The sequence below is a fragment of the Aquabacterium sp. genome (genome assembly GCF_014378415.1).
Classification (GTDB): domain Bacteria; phylum Pseudomonadota; class Gammaproteobacteria; order Burkholderiales; family Burkholderiaceae_C; genus Aquabacterium.
In genome coordinates this window covers 1-18,683 of record NZ_JACMNS010000067.1, presented here as the reverse complement: position 1 = coordinate 18,683, position 18,683 = coordinate 1, and the positions used below count along the sequence as shown (strand labels likewise).

17 protein-coding genes and 1 other RNA gene are annotated in these 18,683 nt (G+C 61.8%); 13 read left to right on the top strand and 5 right to left on the bottom strand.

All coding sequences use genetic code 11. The features are described from left to right. Nucleotides 1-2,036: SLBB domain-containing protein (locus H7225_RS06700; protein WP_290660114.1), on the bottom strand; the 2,036-nt coding region annotated here is incomplete at its 3' end. Between the two features lie 229 nt (nt 2,037-2,265). On the opposite strand from H7225_RS06700, the gene H7225_RS06695 reads away from it, so the two are divergent. From H7225_RS06695 to H7225_RS06675, 5 genes are all read left to right on the top strand, one after another. Then, nucleotides 2,266-2,547 carry a helix-turn-helix transcriptional regulator gene (locus H7225_RS06695; protein WP_290660116.1) on the top strand — a complete coding sequence of 94 codons (282 nt, stop codon included), beginning with the start codon at nt 2,266-2,268 and terminating at the stop codon, nt 2,545-2,547. Next, nucleotides 2,522-3,742, top strand: coding sequence for a type II toxin-antitoxin system HipA family toxin (locus tag H7225_RS06690; protein ID WP_290660112.1), 1,221 nt, complete (start codon nt 2,522-2,524; stop codon nt 3,740-3,742). The genes H7225_RS06695 and H7225_RS06690 overlap by 26 nt, the downstream gene beginning before the upstream one ends. A gap of 104 nt (nt 3,743-3,846) precedes the next feature. Next, a complete protein-coding gene (locus tag H7225_RS06685; RefSeq protein ID WP_290660110.1) occupies nt 3,847-4,332 on the top strand; it encodes a rubrerythrin family protein in 486 nt (161 codons plus the stop codon). Between the two features lie 52 nt (nt 4,333-4,384). Beyond that, the gene (locus H7225_RS06680) at nt 4,385-4,549 is read left to right on the top strand and encodes a rubredoxin (protein WP_290660108.1); all 165 of its coding nucleotides are present in this window, start codon (nt 4,385-4,387) and stop codon (nt 4,547-4,549) included. Between the two features lie 15 nt (nt 4,550-4,564). Then, nucleotides 4,565-5,740 carry an FAD-dependent oxidoreductase gene (locus H7225_RS06675; protein WP_290660106.1) on the top strand — a complete coding sequence of 392 codons (1,176 nt, stop codon included), beginning with the start codon at nt 4,565-4,567 and terminating at the stop codon, nt 5,738-5,740. A 3-nt stretch (nt 5,741-5,743) separates the two neighbouring features. On the opposite strand, the gene H7225_RS06670 is transcribed toward H7225_RS06675, so the two are convergent. After that, complete coding sequence (locus tag H7225_RS06670; protein WP_290660104.1) at nt 5,744-6,073, bottom strand: DciA family protein; 330 nt, start codon at nt 6,071-6,073, stop codon at nt 5,744-5,746. 30 nt (nt 6,074-6,103) lie between these two features. Here H7225_RS06670 and H7225_RS06665 point away from each other — a divergent pair, with 30 nt between their 5' ends. Continuing rightward, complete coding sequence (locus H7225_RS06665) at nt 6,104-7,075, top strand: M23 family metallopeptidase (protein WP_290660102.1); 972 nt, start codon at nt 6,104-6,106, stop codon at nt 7,073-7,075. Here the strand turns inward: H7225_RS06665 and H7225_RS06660 are convergent. Beyond that, nucleotides 7,047-9,044, bottom strand: a complete 1,998-nt coding sequence (locus tag H7225_RS06660) for a TonB-dependent receptor (protein WP_290660099.1) — start codon at nt 9,042-9,044, stop codon at nt 7,047-7,049. The two genes, H7225_RS06665 and H7225_RS06660, sit on opposite strands and share 29 nt — an antisense overlap. A 102-nt stretch (nt 9,045-9,146) precedes the next feature. Then, nucleotides 9,147-9,509, bottom strand: a complete 363-nt coding sequence (locus tag H7225_RS06655; protein ID WP_290660097.1) for a hypothetical protein — start codon at nt 9,507-9,509, stop codon at nt 9,147-9,149. Nucleotides 9,510-9,600: 91 nt separating this feature from the next. Here H7225_RS06655 and secA point away from each other — a divergent pair, with 91 nt between their 5' ends. The 7 genes from secA to H7225_RS06620 all read left to right on the top strand — a co-directional run bounded on the left by secA (nt 9,601) and on the right by H7225_RS06620 (nt 17,905). Then, entirely contained in the window at nt 9,601-12,348 is a 2,748-nt protein-coding gene (secA, locus tag H7225_RS06650; RefSeq protein WP_290660095.1) for a preprotein translocase subunit SecA, read from the top strand. A gap of 106 nt (nt 12,349-12,454) precedes the next feature. After that, on the top strand, nt 12,455-13,684 hold the full coding sequence (gene argJ, locus H7225_RS06645) for a bifunctional glutamate N-acetyltransferase/amino-acid acetyltransferase ArgJ (RefSeq protein ID WP_290660093.1): 1,230 nt from the start codon (nt 12,455-12,457) through the stop codon (nt 13,682-13,684). A 72-nt stretch (nt 13,685-13,756) separates the two neighbouring features. Further along, nucleotides 13,757-14,128, top strand: a transfer-messenger RNA (tmRNA) gene (gene ssrA, locus H7225_RS06640). A 128-nt stretch (nt 14,129-14,256) separates the two neighbouring features. Then, complete coding sequence (locus tag H7225_RS06635; protein WP_290660091.1) at nt 14,257-15,324, top strand: virulence RhuM family protein; 1,068 nt, start codon at nt 14,257-14,259, stop codon at nt 15,322-15,324. A gap of 54 nt (nt 15,325-15,378) precedes the next feature. Further along, complete coding sequence (locus tag H7225_RS06630) at nt 15,379-16,947, top strand: Fic family protein (protein WP_290660089.1); 1,569 nt, start codon at nt 15,379-15,381, stop codon at nt 16,945-16,947. A 213-nt stretch (nt 16,948-17,160) separates the two neighbouring features. Further along, entirely contained in the window at nt 17,161-17,493 is a 333-nt protein-coding gene (locus H7225_RS06625; RefSeq protein ID WP_290660087.1) for a thioredoxin family protein, read from the top strand. A gap of 64 nt (nt 17,494-17,557) precedes the next feature. Next, nucleotides 17,558-17,905, top strand: coding sequence for a YggL family protein (locus H7225_RS06620; RefSeq protein WP_290660085.1), 348 nt, complete (start codon nt 17,558-17,560; stop codon nt 17,903-17,905). A 67-nt stretch (nt 17,906-17,972) separates the two neighbouring features. Here H7225_RS06620 and H7225_RS06615 read toward each other — a convergent pair. Next, the coding region (locus H7225_RS06615) for a DMT family transporter (protein ID WP_290660083.1) at nt 17,973-18,683 on the bottom strand (711 nt) is incomplete at its 5' end.

Here is an 18,683-nt window from a genome sequence, read left to right as displayed (position 1 = left end):
TCGGCTTGCACACGCAACTGCGCCACCGCATCGCCACTCACACTCGACAAACTGGCCGCCGATGTACTGAGCTTGGTCTGGCTTTGCGCCTCCAAGCGCCGCACCAGGCGCTCTAAGTTCTCCGCCTGCGTCTTGCGCACTTCTTCGCGGTAGAAGCTTGACCCAAACAAATACGCATCAGGCGTCAGCCCACCAGCCAACTCCACCAATTGGGGCAGGCTGTCACCAGGCTTCATTTGATAGATACCAGGCCGCTGCACTTCGCCCTCAACCCGCACAAACACTTGGCGTTTGGCCTGCGGCACTCGAACATCGTTGACCGAGAACACCGTCACGACATCGCCTGGCTGCAAGGTCAGGTTGTCGGGGCTGGCCGCATCTGCCAAAGCCTTGCCAAGGTTGAAAGGCACCAACTTGACCGACACGTCGTTGCTGTCCACGCGTTCAATCACGGCGTAGTCAAGATTGACCTCGTCCACCAGATTGCCGATGCGCTGGGCCAGCGTATCAGCGGTTTCGCGCACATCGCGCACCTCGGCCAGGCCAGTGCCGTCAGCGTCGGTCACCCGGCTTTCCAAACCCAAGGAGCTGTCTGGCGACAACTGGTCGTTGTCCATGCGATTGCGACGCAGGGCATTGCGCTCAATCCGCCGCTTCTCATCCTCGGTCAGCAACACCTCGTTCTGGCGCTTCACGGAGGCGCGCGACATCAAGAAGGTTTTGTTGGGAATCAGATCCCGGATCTTCATGCCCTGGTGCCACGGCAGGCGCACAGGCTGGTCCACATTGCCACGCAAGGTGATCGCATTGCCAAACTCTGCCGTGAGCGATTGAACGGTCAGCAAGTCACCACTCTTCAGGTTGCGCTTGAGGCCCTCACCATCCAGCGCAAAACTTTCAACGCTGCGCGATGGTTTGCGTGATGGGTCAACGCGCTCCAGATAAGCGCGCTTGGGATCGGCCACCACGGGCAAGCCGCCAGCCAACGCCAGCACGCTGTCGATGCTGTCGTTCTTGCCCGACAACTCATACACACCAGGCGTGTTCACCTTGCCGGTCAGGGCCACGTAACCACTCGCGGCCGGGATGACGATGGTGTCGCCGTCCTGCAGCTTGATGTCGGCGCTTTTGTCACCCTTGGACAAAAAGTCGTAAAGGTCTAACTCGGCCACGATGCGGTCAGCCCGCTTGACTTGAACATGGCGCAAGCTGCCATTGGCACCAGGGCCGCCACTGGCGAACAAAGCCGACACCAAGGTAGACGTGCTGGCCATCGTGTAAGCGCCCGGCTTGCGCGCCTGACCGACCACGTAAACAGTGACGCCGCGCAATTGGCCCAGCGTGACGCTCAACTGGAAGTCGCGGTAATAGCGGCCCACGGCAGCATGGATGACGCCTTCGGCTTGCGAAGACTTGACGCCGCCCAACGAGACAGCCCCCACGCGCGGGATGTGAATCAAACCATTGCGATCGACCACCGCTTTGACATCAACATCCACGGCGCCCCAGCCACGGATCAACACCTCGTCACCAGGGCCCAGGGTGTAGTCGGGCGATACCGGCGTGTTGGCCAATGGCTGGTAGCTGCTGCCCGTCTGCGAGAAGAAGGTGGCGCCATACAAGGGCAAGGACTGACCGGTGCTTTCCAGCACAAATTTCTGGAAATCGTTGGGCAGCAGGGGCCTTAGATTCTGATCACCGGTGAAAATCTGCTGGGAGTTGCCGTTTCGCCCTTGAGCGCCCAGGCCTTGATTTGGATACCCGATGCGTTCATCGCCCGACGATTGGCGAATCTGCGGGCTGCCCAGGGTGTTGTCCATGCCGCCCATGTCGGCGCCCGGACGGCCCGCGCTCCCCAAGGGCGAACCAAACCCGCCCTGGCTTGACGGCCCATAAGAATCGCCATTTCTGCTGTCAGAAGTAGCCCCGCCGATGCCAAAACCACCCTGCGCATGCGCCAAAGGCGCCACCAGTATCGACAACGACGTCAATAAAGCAATGAGCTGCCGGAACGAATACGACTTGCGTTGAGTCATGAGCCCACTTCTTCCATGTGAAATCTTCCACGAATTGTAGGGGGGCATTTCATGGATTCATGAACAGCCCAATGATCCTTGCAATTCTTCCTTGCGATGGAAGGATTGCAAGGATGATTGAAGCGCCCGCTTTGGCGGCAGCGCCCCATGCATGGCAACAAGGGTAAGGCTGCCGCCGTGACGTCCTTTAAAATGGACAAAATAAAGATTAGAATATATATTGTCCTATATGAAGGACAAAATAAGACTTCCCATTGATCTCGGTACAGCCGTCAAGCAAGCTCGCAAAGCATCTGGCCTCAAAACGACGGACATTGCAAAGAACTCCGGGCGCAGCCGTGACATCCTGAATCGGCTGGAGCGAGGGGAGGATGTGACCGTCGCCTCTCTGATGGACATTTTGCGCGCCATGGGCCTGGTACTGAACCTGGAAAGGGCGGGCTTGCCCACGCTCGCGGAAATGACTCAGCGCTTCAGCAACCTCGATGACGACGACGACGATGCTGCCTGAAAAAATCAAGCTACTGGAAGTGGAAATCGCAGGCCAGTTGCGAGGTCAGTTGCTGCGTCAGTCCCGTTTTGAGTTCAGGTATCTCACCGCCGATGGATCCCAACCATCAGTCGGACTGTTAATGCCGCCCGAACAGATGACCTACGACGACGGGGATCTGTTCCCGGTCATGGATCAGAACCTGCCTGAGGGTGATCTGTTCATGCGGCTACGCCAGCTTTTCCCCAAGCAAGCACTGACCGCCATGCACCTGCTGGCGCTGGTCGGTGCCAACGGGATCGGTCGCCTGGGATATTCGCTGCCCGGGCAACCGCCGGCACCAAATCCGCCCTTGTTGTCCCGCCAAACGCTGCTTGCGACCGCCTTTACGCCAGCCGTGTTCGATGAACTCGTGAGAGCCTATCTCAGCACGGGTGCCGGCATCGCAGGGATGCAGCCCAAGATCATGGTGCCTGCCCGTGCAACGATCCCCATCCCCACACTCATCGTGAAGGCTGGCTCGCCCGCCTATCCCGGCTTGGCCGCGAACGAGTTCTTGTGCCTGAGTGCCGCCAAACGCGCCGGCATACAAACGACAACCTTTGAGCTTTCCGACGATGGACAGTTGCTGCTGCTGGACCGATTCGACATTGAGCCCGACGGCCTGCGACTTGGCTTCGAAGATGTCGCCTCTCTGATGGGCTTGCGAGTGCGTGACACTCTCTCAGATCGGAAGTATCACGGCAGCTACGAGCGCATAGCGGAAGTCCTCAAGCTCTTGCAACTGCCGGAGGTGAATTTGCACCGGTTCTTCGAGCAGGTCGCCTTCACGATCATGGTGCGAAATGGTGACGGCCACCTCAAGAACTTCGGCGTGTTATACCGCAACACGCAGGACATTTGGCTGGCGCCGATGTTCGATGTGGTCACGACAGCCATCTATCGCTACCAAAGGTATGACGGCGGCCCGGAGCTGGAAGATCAGACCCTGGCGCTCAAGTTGTTTGCAGGCAAGGGACAGACGCGTGGCTACCCCCTCCTCTCGGAGCTACTGCGTTTCGGCCGCTCGGTATGCGGGGTGGAGCGCCCCGCTTTGGTCTTGGAAAGAATCGCCCAGGCGATGCAGGCAACACTGAACGAGGCAGTTCATGACCCCAGGATTCCAGAGACAACCCTGGCCGCAATGAAGGATGCCTGGCACAAAGGGATGCTCTAAGGCGCCTGCTAGATAGTCAAAAACGATGAATACCATTCAATCGATTGTCTTTTCAATGTAACCCCCACCACCTACAGTCAGCTTATCAACAAAGGAGCACCACCATGGCCAGCCCATTCCACAACCCCGCCTCGGCCACCATCCAGAACCTGGAAGCCGCTTTTGCAGGCGAATCAATGGCGCACATCAAGTACCGTTACTTCGCCAAACTGTGCCGCGAGATGGGTGACGAAGACACCGCCAAGCACTTTGAAGAAACCGCCAACCAGGAGGTGATGCACGCCTTCGGCCACCTGGATTTGCTGTTCCCCAAGGCCAACATGACGCCAGCCAAGGCCCTGCAGTTCGCCATCGAGGGCGAAACCTACGAGTTCACCACCATGTACCCCGGCTTTCGCAACGCGGCCGTGGCCGAAGGGCATGATGCGGCCGTGAAGGAAATCGACGAGCAGATCGCCGAATCGAAGGAACACGCCGCCCAGTTCAAGGCCGTGCTTGAAAAAGCCGCCAAACGTTTTGCCGCCCTCACGAAGGTGGAAGAACGCCACGCCAACGCCTATCAAGCCGTGCTGGACAAGATTTCTGCCTGAACCTGGGCATTTTTGCCCCAGAATCCATCCCCTGTTTTTGAAAGTTTGCTAAATGAAGACCTTCCAATGCGTCGTTTGTGGTTTCGTGTATGACGAAGCCGCTGGTATCCCTGCAGAAGGCATCGCCGCCGGCACCCTGTGGGCCGACGTGCCCGACACCTGGACCTGCCCCGACTGCGGTGTCGGCAAGTCCGACTTCGAGATGATCGAGATCTGAAAGAGCAATCACCCCATGTCGTCTGATTCGGTCGTCATCATTGGTTCTGGCCTGGCGGGCTACAACCTGGCCCGCGAGTTGCGCAAGCTGGACGCGCAAGTGCCCATCGTCGTGGTCAGCCGTGACCACGCTGGCTTTTATTCCAAGCCCATGCTGTCCAACGCGCTGGCCGGCAAGAAAACCGCCGCCACGCTGGTGATGAAGGCCGCCGACAAGATTGGGGCCGAGATCAATGCACGGGTGCTGCCCCACAGCACGGTCGAGCGCCTGGACACCCAGGCCCGCACCGTGTTGTTGACCAGCGGTGAAGTGCTGCCTTACCGCGACGTGGTGCTGGCCCTGGGCGCTGACCCGATCCGCTTGCCTTTGAAAGGCAATGCCGCCAACAGCGTGCTGTCAGTGAATGATCTGGACGATTTCGCCAAGTTTGCCGAAGCGCTGGACCACCCCGATGGCGTCAAGCGCGTGACCATCCTGGGCGCGGGCCTGATCGGCTGCGAGTTCGCCAACGACCTGCTGCACCGGGGCATCGAGCCCACGGTGCTGGATTTGGCCGACCGCGCCTTGGGCCGCTTGCTGCCAGAGGCCGCCAGCCTGAACCTGCAAACCAAGCTGGAAGCCGCCGGTGCGCGCTTCCGCTTCGGCGTGGCCGTGCAATCGGTTGACCTGGCCAGCGATGGCCCGGGCCTGCAAATCACCCTGACCGACGGCTCGACCTTCAACACCGACCTGGTGCTGTCGGCCATTGGCCTGAAGCCCCGCACGGCCTTGGCAGCCCATGCCGGCCTGCCAGTCAACCGGGGCATCGTGGTAGACCGCCACCTGGCCACCAGCGCCGAGCACGTCTACGCCGTGGGCGATTGCGCCGAAGTCGATGGCCACAACTTGCCTTATGTGTTGCCCTTGATGCAGCAGGCTCGCGCCTTGGCGGCGGGCTTGGCCGGGCAGAAAACAGCCGTGGCCTACCCCGCCATGCCCGTGATCGTGAAAACGCCAGCTTGCCCCACCGTGGTGTGCCCGCCCCCGCTGGACGCGCAAGGCGAATGGACCGTGACCACGACGGACGATGCCTTGGAAGCGCGCTTCACGGCCCTCGGTCAGCCTGACAAATTGCTGGGCTTTGCCCTGCAAGGCAAGGCCGTGAGCCAGCGCCAGGCTTTGGCCGCCCAGATCCCGCCTTTGTGGCTCTGAAATTCACTGGGTTTGTACGCGAACCCGGATTGCGTTAACCTTGAGCCCCTTCTGACGCAGCGCCTCCATGAGATGCGGATGCAACTGCCGCAACTTGGCCGACACGGCTGAATTGGCGGCCAGCAAGGTCCAGCCCTCGTCATCCAGGGGGCCAGGGCGCACATGGGCAGCCAACCCGGCTGGCAGGACCGCCCGCACGGCTTCCAGGCACTGCTTTGAGGCTTCCAACCGCTGCAACAAGCTCACCAACGGCGTGGCACGCGACAAGGCCGCCGTCAGCCCAGGCACGTCGGGCACGCTGGGCTTGAAGTTGAAGGTGGTTTTTCGGCTCATGACAAATAGATCGGCGAAAGGTTCGTTTGCATGCAGATTTTGATCACCACCAGCCCCCTGGCTCGCACCCGGATACTGCAGTTCACCCCTTGGTCGCTGGGCTTGACGGTGCTGGCCTTGCTGGTGCCGCTGATGCTGGCATCACTGGGCTTTTACCACGCGATTGTGCTGAAAGCGGCGCACGAACATTGGCCCATCATCTCCGAGGCTGTTCGGTACGTTGAGCGCAAAGAGTTGGCCCAGCGTGACCGCTTCATGCGCGAGAACCTGGACGCCATGGCCGAACGGGTCGGCGAGATGCAGGCCCGCCTGCTACGCCTGGAAGCCGTGAACGAGCGCGTGGCCGGCATGGCGGGCATCAAGCCCGAAGAACTCAAACACATCGAGGGCTTGCCGTCGTCGGCCAGTGGGGGCCCGCTGGTGCCTTTGCGCCAAACGCCGGCGCCTTCCAGCACCACGCTAGAAGCCTTGAACAGCCAGATGGCGCAGATGAACACCTTGAGCGACCGCAATGCCGATGTGCTCACGCTGATCGAATCCCGCCTGTTTGAGAAGCGGCTGGAGGCCCTGATGATTCCGAGCAGCGCGCCGATCGAGGGGCCGGTGGGCTCCGGCTTTGGTTTCCGCACCGACCCGTTCACCCACGCGCCCGCGCTGCACACCGGCCTTGACTTCGCCGCTGACGTGGGCACGCCCATCAACGCGGCCGCTGGCGGCATGGTGCTGTCGGCTGGCCCGCACCCCCAATATGGTTTGCTGGTAGAGCTGGACCATGGCAATGGCCTGGTGACGCGTTACGCGCACACCTCCAAGATGCTGGTGCGCCAGGGCGACTTGGTCAAACGCGGCCAGCCCATCGCCGAAGTGGGCACGACGGGCCGGTCAACTGGCCCCCACCTGCACTTCGAGGTGCTGGTGGAAGGGGTGCAGCAAGACCCGGCCAAGTTCCTGGCGGGTCTGGGCAAGGCTCCGCTTAAAACTGCGTCCGCACTCCAACGATGAAGTTGCGCCCCGGCAAGGGCGCCACATCCTTGAGCACAGACGTTGACAGCCTGATGTCCTCGTTCAGCAGGTTCTTGGCCAGCAAGAACCAGGTCACCTCGTTGCTGCCGATGCGCTGCACGTAAGCCAGGTTGGCGTCGAGCTGGGTGTAAGACGGCGTGGCCGTTTCAGACGCGGCCAGGCGGTCCTGCGATTGCGCATGGATGACCGAGGCACCCGTGCGCCATGGCCCCTGCCTGAAGCCGATGTCTGCACCGACGCGGATGGCGGGCTGCAGCGGCAAGCTGCCGCCATCGTTCAACGAACCGCGTGAGGTGTCGGTGAAACCGCGCAAGGACAAGCCCGGACCGCGCAGGTTGTAGCTCACCTCGGCCTCGACACCCCGGATGACGGCGTCGGCCTGGCCGAAAAGGCGCTCGCGAAATTCGCCGCCTGGCACGCCATCGCCATCCAAGGTGTTGCCGGTGATCTGACCATGGATGAAATCCTTCACGTGGTTCTCGAACAGATTGGTCTTCCAGCGCACCAGGCCGTGGGTCTTTTGCAGCGTGAGTTCGATGTTGTGCGAGGTCTCTTTCTTGAACGCGGCGTTGCCAATGTCGAACGTCCCGGTGGCATCGTGCGGGCCGTTGGCGTAGAGCTCTTCGGTCGCCGGCGCTCGCTCGGCCACCGAGACAGTGGCACCCAGGCCATAGCCCGGCGTGAAGGGCCACAAACCGCCCACGGAATACGAGGTGAGGTTGAATGAACGGTCCTGGCCGGTCACTGGCTGGCGCTTGACGTTTTCATAGCGCAAGCCGGCATTCATGCGCACCGGGCCAAAGTCGCGCTCTTCCACCAGGAAGCCTGCCGCCGAGGTCGACTTGGTGACCGGCACGGTGTCGGGACCGCCTGTGTCGGCGCTCAAAGCCGAGAACTGATTGCCTTCGGTTTGCAGGCCAAAGGTGCCATGCCAGCCAGCCACGGGCGCGTGCGTCAACTCCCAACGAGACTCGAGCGCGCGGTTCGCAAAATTGGTCTGCGGCACGCCAGCCAGGTCCAGCTCGGAGTGCTTGTAGTCCGTGTAGCCCAGCTTGAACTTGAAGGTCTCGAACGAGGCGAACGGGTTCTTGACCAGCGTGTCAAGGTCGTAGCGCGTTTGCTTCTGGGCGATCTGCGAGCCTTCTTTGGTGGGGATGCCGTAGCGGTTCTCCAACTGCCCCACCGAGCCCCCGATGTGGCCCCAGTCCTGGATGTAGGACGCCCCCACGCCGACGCTGTGCTGGCGGGTGTAGGACCAGGGCAATCGGCGGTCATCGGGGATCTCGTAATCGCTGGCGCTGCGGGCGCTGCCATCCACGTGCAGGCCAATGGCCCCGGCAGAACCCGTCGCCGACACCGAAGCCGTGCCGCTTTTGTCTGCGGTGCCGTAGCGCAGTTCGGCCTCGCCCGTGGGCTCGGCCTCCAGCACCGTGGGGATGCGGTCGTTGACCACATTGACCAGGCCACCGATGGCGCCTGATCCGTACAACAGCGCCGCCGGGCCGCGCAGGATTTCGATCTGGCGCGCAGTGGGGCCGTCAATCGAGACGCCATGGTCGTTCGACAGGCCGGACACGTCGGACACGTCCATGCCGTTTTGCAGGATCTTGACCCGTGAGCCCTCCATGCCGCGGATGATGGGCCGCGAGGCGCCCGCACCAAAGGCCGAGGCCGACACGCCCAACTCGTGGGACAGGGTGTCGCCCAGCGATGCACCCATCTTGTTGTTGAGTTCATCGCCAGCCAGCACCTTGGCCGGCGCGAGGATCTGAGCCCCTTCGCTGGCACCGAAGGGCGTGGCCGTGACGGTCACCGTGGGCAGCGGCGTGGCTTGCTCGGGCACCACGGCGGGTGTGGCAGAGGGCGTGGGGGCTGCCGTTTGGGCAGAAGAGATCGAAGCCAGGACGGACAAAACCGCGCTGGCCAACAAAGTGCGTTGGAGCTGCATGAAGAAAATTCCTTGAGGGACAAATCAACGACCGGCAGCGGCGCGCGTCCTCATCAAGGAAAGCGGCGGGCTGGCTCGGTCGGGCTGAGGGCTGGAGAACCTTTAGGCAGCCGGCGGGGCACGCGGCTGGAAATGGCCGAAGAACCGGCCTTGCCACGACGCGAAGCCGGTGGCGGACGGCAGCCCATGGACGACGTGCGCCGCCACGAATCCCACCAGGGAGGTGGGCAGCAAATCGGCCAGGTAAGCCCCATCGAACACCACGCAGGAATGCGAGAGCGACGAGTGGCTGGCCGGCGAACCGCCTGTTTGACCATGCACTTGCAGATGGCCCTGGCCACTGGCGTGGTCGATCCGGTGCAACATGCCCACCCACTGCGCGCACAGCAGGGCCGCAGCGAGCAAAAGGACTCGCACGGTACGGCTGGACGAGGCGACGCCGCCTTTGATGCGAGGGGAGTACATGGCACGATCATTGTAGGGGCGAACCCTTGGACACGAGCGAGCCTCACCCTGGTGCTACACTTTTTGGCTCTGGTTCTCTCCAAAATTCTCCATGTTGCCCAAGCTTCTTACTTCGATTTTCGGTAGCCGCAATGAACGACTGCTCAAGCAGTACCGGCGCGTGGTCGAGAACATCAACGCCCTGGAGCCCACGTTTGAGCCCTTGACCGACGAGCAGTTGCGGGCCAAGACCGACGAGTTCAAACAGCGCGTGGCCAAGGGCGAGACGCTGGACGACCTGCTGCCCGAAGCCTTTGCCGTGGTCCGCGAAGGCTCCAAGCGCGTCTTCAAGATGCGCCACTTTGATGTGCAGATGGTGGGGGGCATGGCCCTGCACAACGGCAAGATCGCCGAAATGCGCACCGGCGAAGGCAAGACGCTGACCGCCACCCTGCCCATCTACCTCAATGCCCTGACGGGCAAGGGCACGCACCTGGTCACGGTCAACGACTACCTGGCACGCCGCGATGCCGAGTGGATGGCCAAGCTGTACAACTTCCTGGGTTTGAGCGTGGGCATCAACCTGCCGCAGATGAGCCGCGAAGAAAAGCAGAAGGCTTACAACTCGGACATCACCTACGGCACCAACAACGAGTACGGCTTCGACTACCTGCGCGACAACATGGTCTACGAGCTGGCCGACCGTGTGCAGCGTGGCCTGAACTACGCCATCGTGGACGAGGTCGACTCCATCCTGATCGACGAAGCCCGCACCCCGCTGATCATCAGCGGCCAGGCTGAAGACCACACGGCGATGTACATCAGCATCAACGCCGTGGTGCCCCATCTGAAGCGCCAGATCGGTGAAGCCGACCCGCGCACGGGCGAAGGCGTGATCGAGCCGGGTGACTTCACCGCCGACGAAAAATCGCGCCAGGTCTACCTGACCGAAGAAGGCCATGAAAACGCCGAGCGCCTGCTGGGCGAAGCGGGCCTGCTGCTGGAGGGTGCCAGCCTGTACGACGCCGGCAACATCACCCTGATGCACCACCTGTACGCCGCCCTGCGCGCGCACCACCTGTTCCACAAGGACCAGCACTACGTGGTACAGCAAGACGAAGTCGTGATCGTGGACGAGTTCACCGGGCGCCTGATGTCGGGCCGCCGCTGGTCGGATGGCCTGCACCAGGCTGTTGAGGCCAAAGAAGGCGTGGACATCCAGGCCGAGAATCAAACCCTGGCCTCAATCACCTTTCAGAACTACTTCCGCATGTACGGCAAGCTGTCGGGCATGACCGGCACGGCCGACACCGAGGCCTATGAATTCCAGGAGATCTACGGCCTGGAAACCATCGTGGTCCCGCCCAACCGCTTCATGCAGCGCAAGGACCAACTGGACCTGGTCTACAAGACCTCGCAGGAAAAGTACAAGGCCATCGCCGACGACATCAAGGAATGCTACGACCGTGGCCAGCCAACCTTGGTCGGCACCACGAGCATCGAGAACTCCGAGCTGCTGGCCGACATGCTGACCAAGCTGAAGCTGCCCCACCAGGTGCTCAACGCCAAGCAGCATGCCCGTGAGGCCGAGATCGTGGCCCAGGCTGGTCGGCCCGCCATGATCACCATTGCCACCAACATGGCCGGTCGCGGTACCGACATCGTGCTGGGCGGCAACGTTGAAAAGCTGGTGCAGAACATCGAAGAAGATGCATCGCTGGACGAGGCCACCAAGGCCCAGCGCATCACGGCCTTGAAGGCCGAGCAGATCGAGCTGAACCAGAAGGTCAAGGACCTGGGTGGCCTGCGCATCATCGCCACCGAACGCCACGAGTCACGCCGCATCGACAACCAGTTGCGTGGCCGTGCTGGCCGCCAGGGTGATCCGGGTTCAACCCGCTTCTACCTGTCGCTGGACGACCAGCTGATGCGCATTTTCGCGGGTGACCGCGTGCGCGCCATCATGGACCGCCTGAAGATGCCCGAGGGCGAGGCCATCGAGGCGGGCATCGTGAGCCGCAGCATTGAAAGCGCGCAACGCAAGGTGGAAGGCCACAACTTCGACATGCGCAAGCAGCTGCTGGAATACGACGATGTGTCGAACGACCAGCGCAAGGTGATCTACCAGCAGCGCAACGAGATCCTCGAATCCACCGAGGTGGCCGAGTCGATCAACAACCTGCGCAAGGGCGCCTTGACCGACGTGGTGCGCAACTTCGTGCCGGCCGAGAGCCTGGAAGAGCAATGGGACCTGCCCGGCCTGGAAAAAGTCCTGAAGGATGAATGGCAGATCGAGCTTGAGCTGAAGAAGTGGGTCGAAGCCGCCAGTGCCGCCGACGATGACGATGTGCTTCAACAGGTGCTCAAGGCCGGTGACGAGGTCTACACAACCAAGGTGACCCACGTGGGTCGCGAGCAGTTCGGCACCTTCGAGCGCATGGTGCTGCTGCAGGCCATCGACAGCCATTGGCGCGAACATTTGTCGGCGCTGGATTACCTGCGCCAGGGCATCCACCTGCGCGGCTACGCCCAGAAGAACCCCAAGCAAGAGTACAAGCGCGAAGCCTTCGAGCTGTTCGGCCAGTTGCTGGACGTGATCAAGATGAACGTGACGCGCCAGCTGATGACGGTGCGCATCCAGAGCCAGGAAGAAGCGGCTTTGGCAGCACAGGCCATTGAGCAACAAGGCGAGTCGATTGCCAACGTGACTTACACCCACCCCAACGAGGATGGCAGCGTGGCCACGGAAACCGAAGAAGGCCGCAACCTGGCCGATGCGATCCCGCGCGTGGGCCGCAACGACCCCTGCCCTTGCGGCAGCGGCCTGAAGTACAAGGCCTGCCACGGCAAGCTGGCGTGATCTGAATCACGCGCCACAAAAAGAGCCCTTCGGGGCTCTTTTTCATGCGGCGCCCAATTCATACAAGCCATGTGAAAATCACGGCCTTCGCTGGAGCCTCATCACCATGCCCGTCAATCTGTCCGCCCCCAACCCCCAAGACCTGCACCCTGTTCCCGGCGTCAAGCTGGGCATCACGATGGCGGGCATCCGCAAGGCCAACCGCCGCGACCTGACGGTCATCACCCTGGACGAAGGCAGTGCCGTGGCCGGCGTGTTCACCAAGAACCGTTTTTGCGCCGCCCCCGTGCAGCTGTGCCAGAAGCACTTGGCCGCCAACTACGGGATCCGCGCCCTGGTGATCAACACCGGCAACGCCAACGCCGGCACCGGCGAAGACGGCCTGGTGCGCGCGCACGCCACCTGCGTGGCCTTGGCCCAGCACCTGGACATCGCGCCCGAACAGGTCCTGCCCTTCTCAACCGGCGTGATCATGGAAACGCTGCCCAGCGACCGCATCCAGGCCGGCCTGCCCGCCGCCCTGGCCAATTTGAAGGCCGACCAGTGGGGCCTGGCTGCCGAAGGCATCATGACCACCGACACCCTGCCCAAGGCCGCCTCGCGCCAGGTCAGCATTGGCGGGGCCACGGTCAGCATCACCGGCATCAGCAAGGGCGCGGGCATGATCCGCCCCAACATGGCGACCATGCTGGGTTTTTTGGCCACCGACGCCAGGATCGCGCCCGGCCTGCTGCAGGCCCTGGTGACCGAAGCGGCCGACGCATCGTTCAACCGCATCACCATCGATGGCGACACGTCCACGAATGACTCCTTCGTGCTGATCGCCACCAACCGGGCCGACCACGCCGAGATCACCAGCCTGGACAGCTTTGATGGCCAAACCCTGCGCGCCGCCGTGATCGCCGTGTCGCAGCAACTGGCCCAGGCCATCGTGCGCGACGGCGAAGGCGCTACCAAGTTCATCACCATCACCGTGGAAGGTGGCCGCAACGAGGACGAATGCAAGCTGGCCGCCTACGCCATCGCGCACTCGCCCCTGGTCAAGACCGCGTTCTTCGCCAGCGACCCCAACCTGGGCCGCATCCTGGCCGCCGTGGGCTATGCCGGCATTGGCGACCTGGACCAGACCCTGATCGAGCTGCACCTGGACGACGTGCACGTGGTCACCAAGGGCGGCCGCCACCCCGCCTACCGCGAGGAAGACGGCCAGCGCGTGATGAAGCAAAGTGAAATCACCGTGCGCGTGGGCCTCGCCCGGGGTGCGGCGCAGACCACCGTGTGGACTTGCGACTTGTCGCACGACTACGTGACGATCAACGCTGATTACCGCAGTTGATGTTGACCCGAGCGGTGCATGCAAGCAAGCACGCCCAATTGATTGAGCCTACAATGGGACACCTTTTTCAAAGGGGCCGACCAGGTTTCGACGTGGATGCGGATCCGAAGTAGGGCATGTCGAGCTCCAGTTCGCTCGTTAATCCAGCTGGAAACAAAGTAACTGCAAACGATCAAACGTTCGCACTCGCCGCTTAACACCGGTGAGCCTCACAACAGTTGGCCGATGGGCTGGGTCTGAGTCGTAAGACAAGGACTGTGAGGTCATTCACATTGGCTGGTTCTCTGCCGGGTCACTCGGTAGAGAACAAGATTAAGTGACTGGCGGGTTCTGTAGCGTGCCGCTGCGCGACAGAGTCCGTGAGATCCAAATCAGACGGCTACACATGTAGAACTGCTCGGTGATGGTTTGCGGACGGGGGTTCAATTCCCCCCGGCTCCACCAATCTGAAAAGCCCTGAGTCATCACCGACTCAGGGCTTTTTTTCGTCCCCAGAGACAACGTTGTTGCTCAGCAGGCGAGCCTGTCAGAAACTTTGTGTGTGATGCATAGCCTGTCGATAAGGAGCGTGAATGTCACTTAAACCACCGCTACCCCCCAAGAATGCCGAGGCTTCTCTCATCCGCTCGTCGGCAGCCGAGTACCTGACTTTTGTCGCAGCCAGCGGCCAGGGCGGCGTGGAGGCCATCTATGCGGACGAAAGCGTCTGGCTGACCCAGAAGATGATGGGTGTGCTCTACGACGTGGAAACCAACACCATCAACTACCACCTGAAAAAGGTGTTTGGCGACAGTGAGCTGGAGGAGGCGGCAGTTATTCGAAAATTTCGAATAACTGCCGCAGACGGCAAGAACTACGACACCCAGCATTACAAGCTGCCCGCAATCATCGCCGTGGGCTACAAGGTCAACTCTGAGCGCGCCGTGCAGTTCCGCAAATGGGCCACGGGCGTCATCGAGCAGTTCACCATCAAGGCCTACGTGATGGATGACGAGCGAATCAAGGCAGGTGGCTCTGCCCTCACCGATCGGTATTTCGAGGAGCAGTTGCAGCGCATCCGGGAGATTCGCCTCTCTGAGCGCAAATTTTACCAAAAGATCACCGACATCTACGCCACGGCCATTGATTACGACGTGACGGCGCAGGCCACCAAACGGTTTTTCGCCACGGTGCAAAACAAGCTGCACTGGGCCATCCATGGCCAGACGGCGGCCGAGGTGGTCTACCACCGCGCAGATGCTGCGAAGGACCACATGGGGTTGACGACCTGGAAGGATGCGCCGCTTGGCAAGATTCAGAAGTTCGACGCGGTGGTGGCCAAGAACTATCTGACCGAGCACGAGATGGCGCAACTCTCCCGCCTGATCAATGCCTATCTGGACGTGGCCGAGGACATGGCGCAGCGCAAGATCCCCATGACCATGCAGGATTGGGAAACCCGCCTTAATCGGTTCATCGAAGCCACCGACCGGGAGGTGTTGCAAGACGCTGGCAAGGTGTCTGCTGAAATCGCCAAAGCCCACGCCGAAAGCGAGTTCGAGAAGTACCGCATCGTGCAAGATCGGCTGTTCGAAAGCGATTTCGACCGTCTGCTCAAACAGATCGGGCCTGGCGGCGAGCGGGGGCATGATGATGTGTAATCCAACGTGCGGAGTCTGCTGCTCCTTGCGCACTCGTTGCCTCACCCCACGCTCATGACCACCAAGCTCCCCATCAATTTGAACGACTTGCTGCGCCAGCGCACGGTTGAAGGCGAGCGCATCGAATACAAAACCGGCTGGAACCCCGACCCGATTCTGCGCACCATCTGCGCCTTCGCCAATGATTTCGCCAACCTGGGCGGCGGCTATGTGGTGATCGGGCAAGACTGCGATGCCAACGGCCAGCCAGTCTTTCCGCCAGTAGGCCTGGCCGACAATCAGCTCGACAAGATCCAGCAGGAACTGTTGGCCCACTGCCAACTGGTCCAACCGCCTTATTTCCCCGTGTTGAGCGTGGAATCCATTGAGGGTCGCAAGCTCATCGTGTTGTGGGCACCAGGCGGGCAGACTCGCCCTTACAAGGTGCCTGCCTCGGTCACAGCCAAGCACAAGACCTGGCACTACTACATCCGCCGCTACACCAGCACGGTGGAGGCCAAAGGCGATGACGAGCAGGAGTTGTTGCGCCTGGCGGCCAAAGTGCCGTTCGATGATCGTTTTTGCCAAAGCGCCAACGTGGCTGATTTGGCTCAGCCCCTGATGCTGGGCTTTCTGCGCGAGGTGGGCAGCGCGCTGGCGGATGACGCGCAAGCGCTGCCTGGCGAGGCGCTTGGGCGCCAGATGAATGTGGTGGGCGGCACGAGCGAATCGCCCATGCCCAAAAACGTTGGTTTGCTGTTCTTCAACGAAGCCCCCGAGCGCTTCTTTCCGGGCACGCAGATCGACGTGCTGTGGTTCCCCGAGGGTGCGGGTGGCGATCGGTTTGAAGAGAAGGTCTTCACGGGCCCACTGGGCCGCATGACGCGCGAGGCGTTGGGCTACATCCAGCGCAACTACCTGCATGAAACGGTGATCAAGCCCCCGCAGCGCGCCGAAGCCGAGCGGTTCTGGAACTTTCCCTACGCCGCCATTGAAGAGGCCGTGGTCAACGCGGTTTATCACCGCTCGTATGAGGAGCGCGAGCCCATCGAGGTGCGCATCAGCCCCGATGAGTTGGTGGTACTGAGCTTTCCTGGGCCTGACCGCTCCATCAAGCTGGCCGATTTGCAGGCGGGCCGGGCCGTGAGCCGCCGCTACCGCAACCGGCGCATCGGCGAGTTCCTCAAAGAGCTTGACCTGACTGAAGGGCGTGCCACCGGCATTCCCAAGATCCTGAAGGTGATGGCGGCCAATGGCTCGCCCTCGCCCATGTTCGAGACCGACGATGAGCGCACGTCGTTTGTGATTCGGCTGCCGGTGCACGAACGGGCGCGGGTGACTTCGGTGGTGGCTACCCCCGAAGTCACCATGCAAGTCACCATGCAAGTCACCATGGAAGTCGCAACCCTGCTGGCAGCCGTGGATGGCGAGATGCCACGGCAGACACTTCAAGCCGCGCTGGGGCTGAAGAATGTAGATCATTTCCGCAAGGCGTACCTGGCGCCAGCCATCGCCTCAGGCTGCCTGGAAATGACCTTGCCTGATCAACCCACGAGCCGACTGCAACGATACCGCCTCACCGACCCAGGTCGACAGTGGCTGCAGCAACGACAGGCCGACGACGACCAGGCGACCGTGCAGTGAGCGGAACAAGCCCAGGACTTGTGGGTAACTTTGCGGGTAACTCTCAACCCTCAAATCGCCAAACCCAGCATCCATGCGCCTTCCCAGCCACAGTTCGTGTGACCCCGGCCCAATAAAAAGCCCTTAAAAATCAAACACTCAGGGCCCGGCATGTCGCTTGCCATTCACGACCCAAGGCCCCACAACGCCAATTGCCCGCCTCCGGAGACACCCATGACCCTCAGCAAGGACTACACGCTCGACGCCCCGACCAGGGCACAGCTTGACGCCACCAACGGGCCCTTGGTGCTGGAGTTTGGCGTGGCGTGGTGCGGATTCTGCCGCGCAGCCCAGCCATCAATCACCGCCGCGTTGATCAGGCACCCCGGCGTGCCACACATCAAGGTCGAGGACGGTCCTGGGCGTGCCTTGGGCCGATCTTTCCGCGTCAAGCTTTGGCCTACACTCGTTTTCCTGTCGGATGGGCGGGAAGTGGCCAGACTGGTTCGGCCTGATGCGCCCAAGGCGATCGAAGACGCGTTGGCGCAGATCGAACCGGCCCCGTGATGCGCGGGATGCCGCTGTAGCCCTCAAAATACCGCGCTCACTTCAAACAAAACAGAAAGAGAACATGTCAAAGACAAGAAGCCGCCGCCTGAACAAGAAACTGCACGTCGGTGAGTTCCAGCAATTGGGATTTCTGTTCGAGGCCGAACTGGCCAAAAATGCAGACGACGAGGCCCTGGTGGACTCGTTCCTGGTTCAGGCCATTGCGCCCCGCAACCTCAGTTTTGGGGGCTGGGCCACCGGGGGTGCCATTGACAAACTGGGCCGCCAAAGCGTGACGGAAGAAGATCGCTCCACAGTGCTGGCCTGGCTCGTCGCCCGCCCTGAGGTGACCTCTCTGTCGGCCTCGGGCCTGGTGGACATGTGGTATTCAACCCCAGAGGCGCAACAGCGCACCAAACTCAAGGGCTGAAAAATCACCACCAGCAATCCTGCGCAGCGCCAATGTCAAGCGCGTTCATGCGCAGGGATGTGGCTTCTCAATGCGGATGCGCATGGTGCTCATCAGGCACATGCGCATGTGAATGCCGGCCCCATTCGTGTCGGTGAGGATGGCTGTGCATGCCCACGGGCATCGGGTCGTGCAGGTGACCATGGTGCCCATCGTCGTGCGAGTGAGCGTGCTCGTGCGCCATCGGCGCGTGCTCATGTTCATGCCCGTGCGTCTCGGCCAGGTGGAGCACCAGCCCGCACATCATCAACACGGCACCGCCCAGCATCCACAGGTTGATGCCTTCGCCCAAGGTGGCCGCCAACAAGGCGCCGATGAAGGGGGCGAAAGCGAAGACCGAGCCGGTCCGGGCTGCACCGAAAGCGCGCTGCGCGAGCAGGTAAAAACGCAGGCTCAGGCCGTAGCCGCTGGCCCCCACCAGCAGCAAACCCACGGCGGGCAAAACCCCAGGCACGGGCTCACCAAAAACCACGGCCAAAGACGCCGTGGCCGTGGCACCGATGGCGCCCTTCAGCATCACCACCTGACCAGGATCTCGATCTGCCAAGGCACGTGACAAGGCGTTGTCCACGCCCCATGCCGCCGTGGCGGCCATGACGGCCAACAAACCAGCCACCTGACTGCGGCCCGCATCGGTGCGATCAAGCACCAACACCATGCCACCCAGCGTCAGCAAGGTCATCGCCAACATCACTCGGCGGTCGATGGTTTCGTCGTACCAAAGCCAGGCCAGCACCGC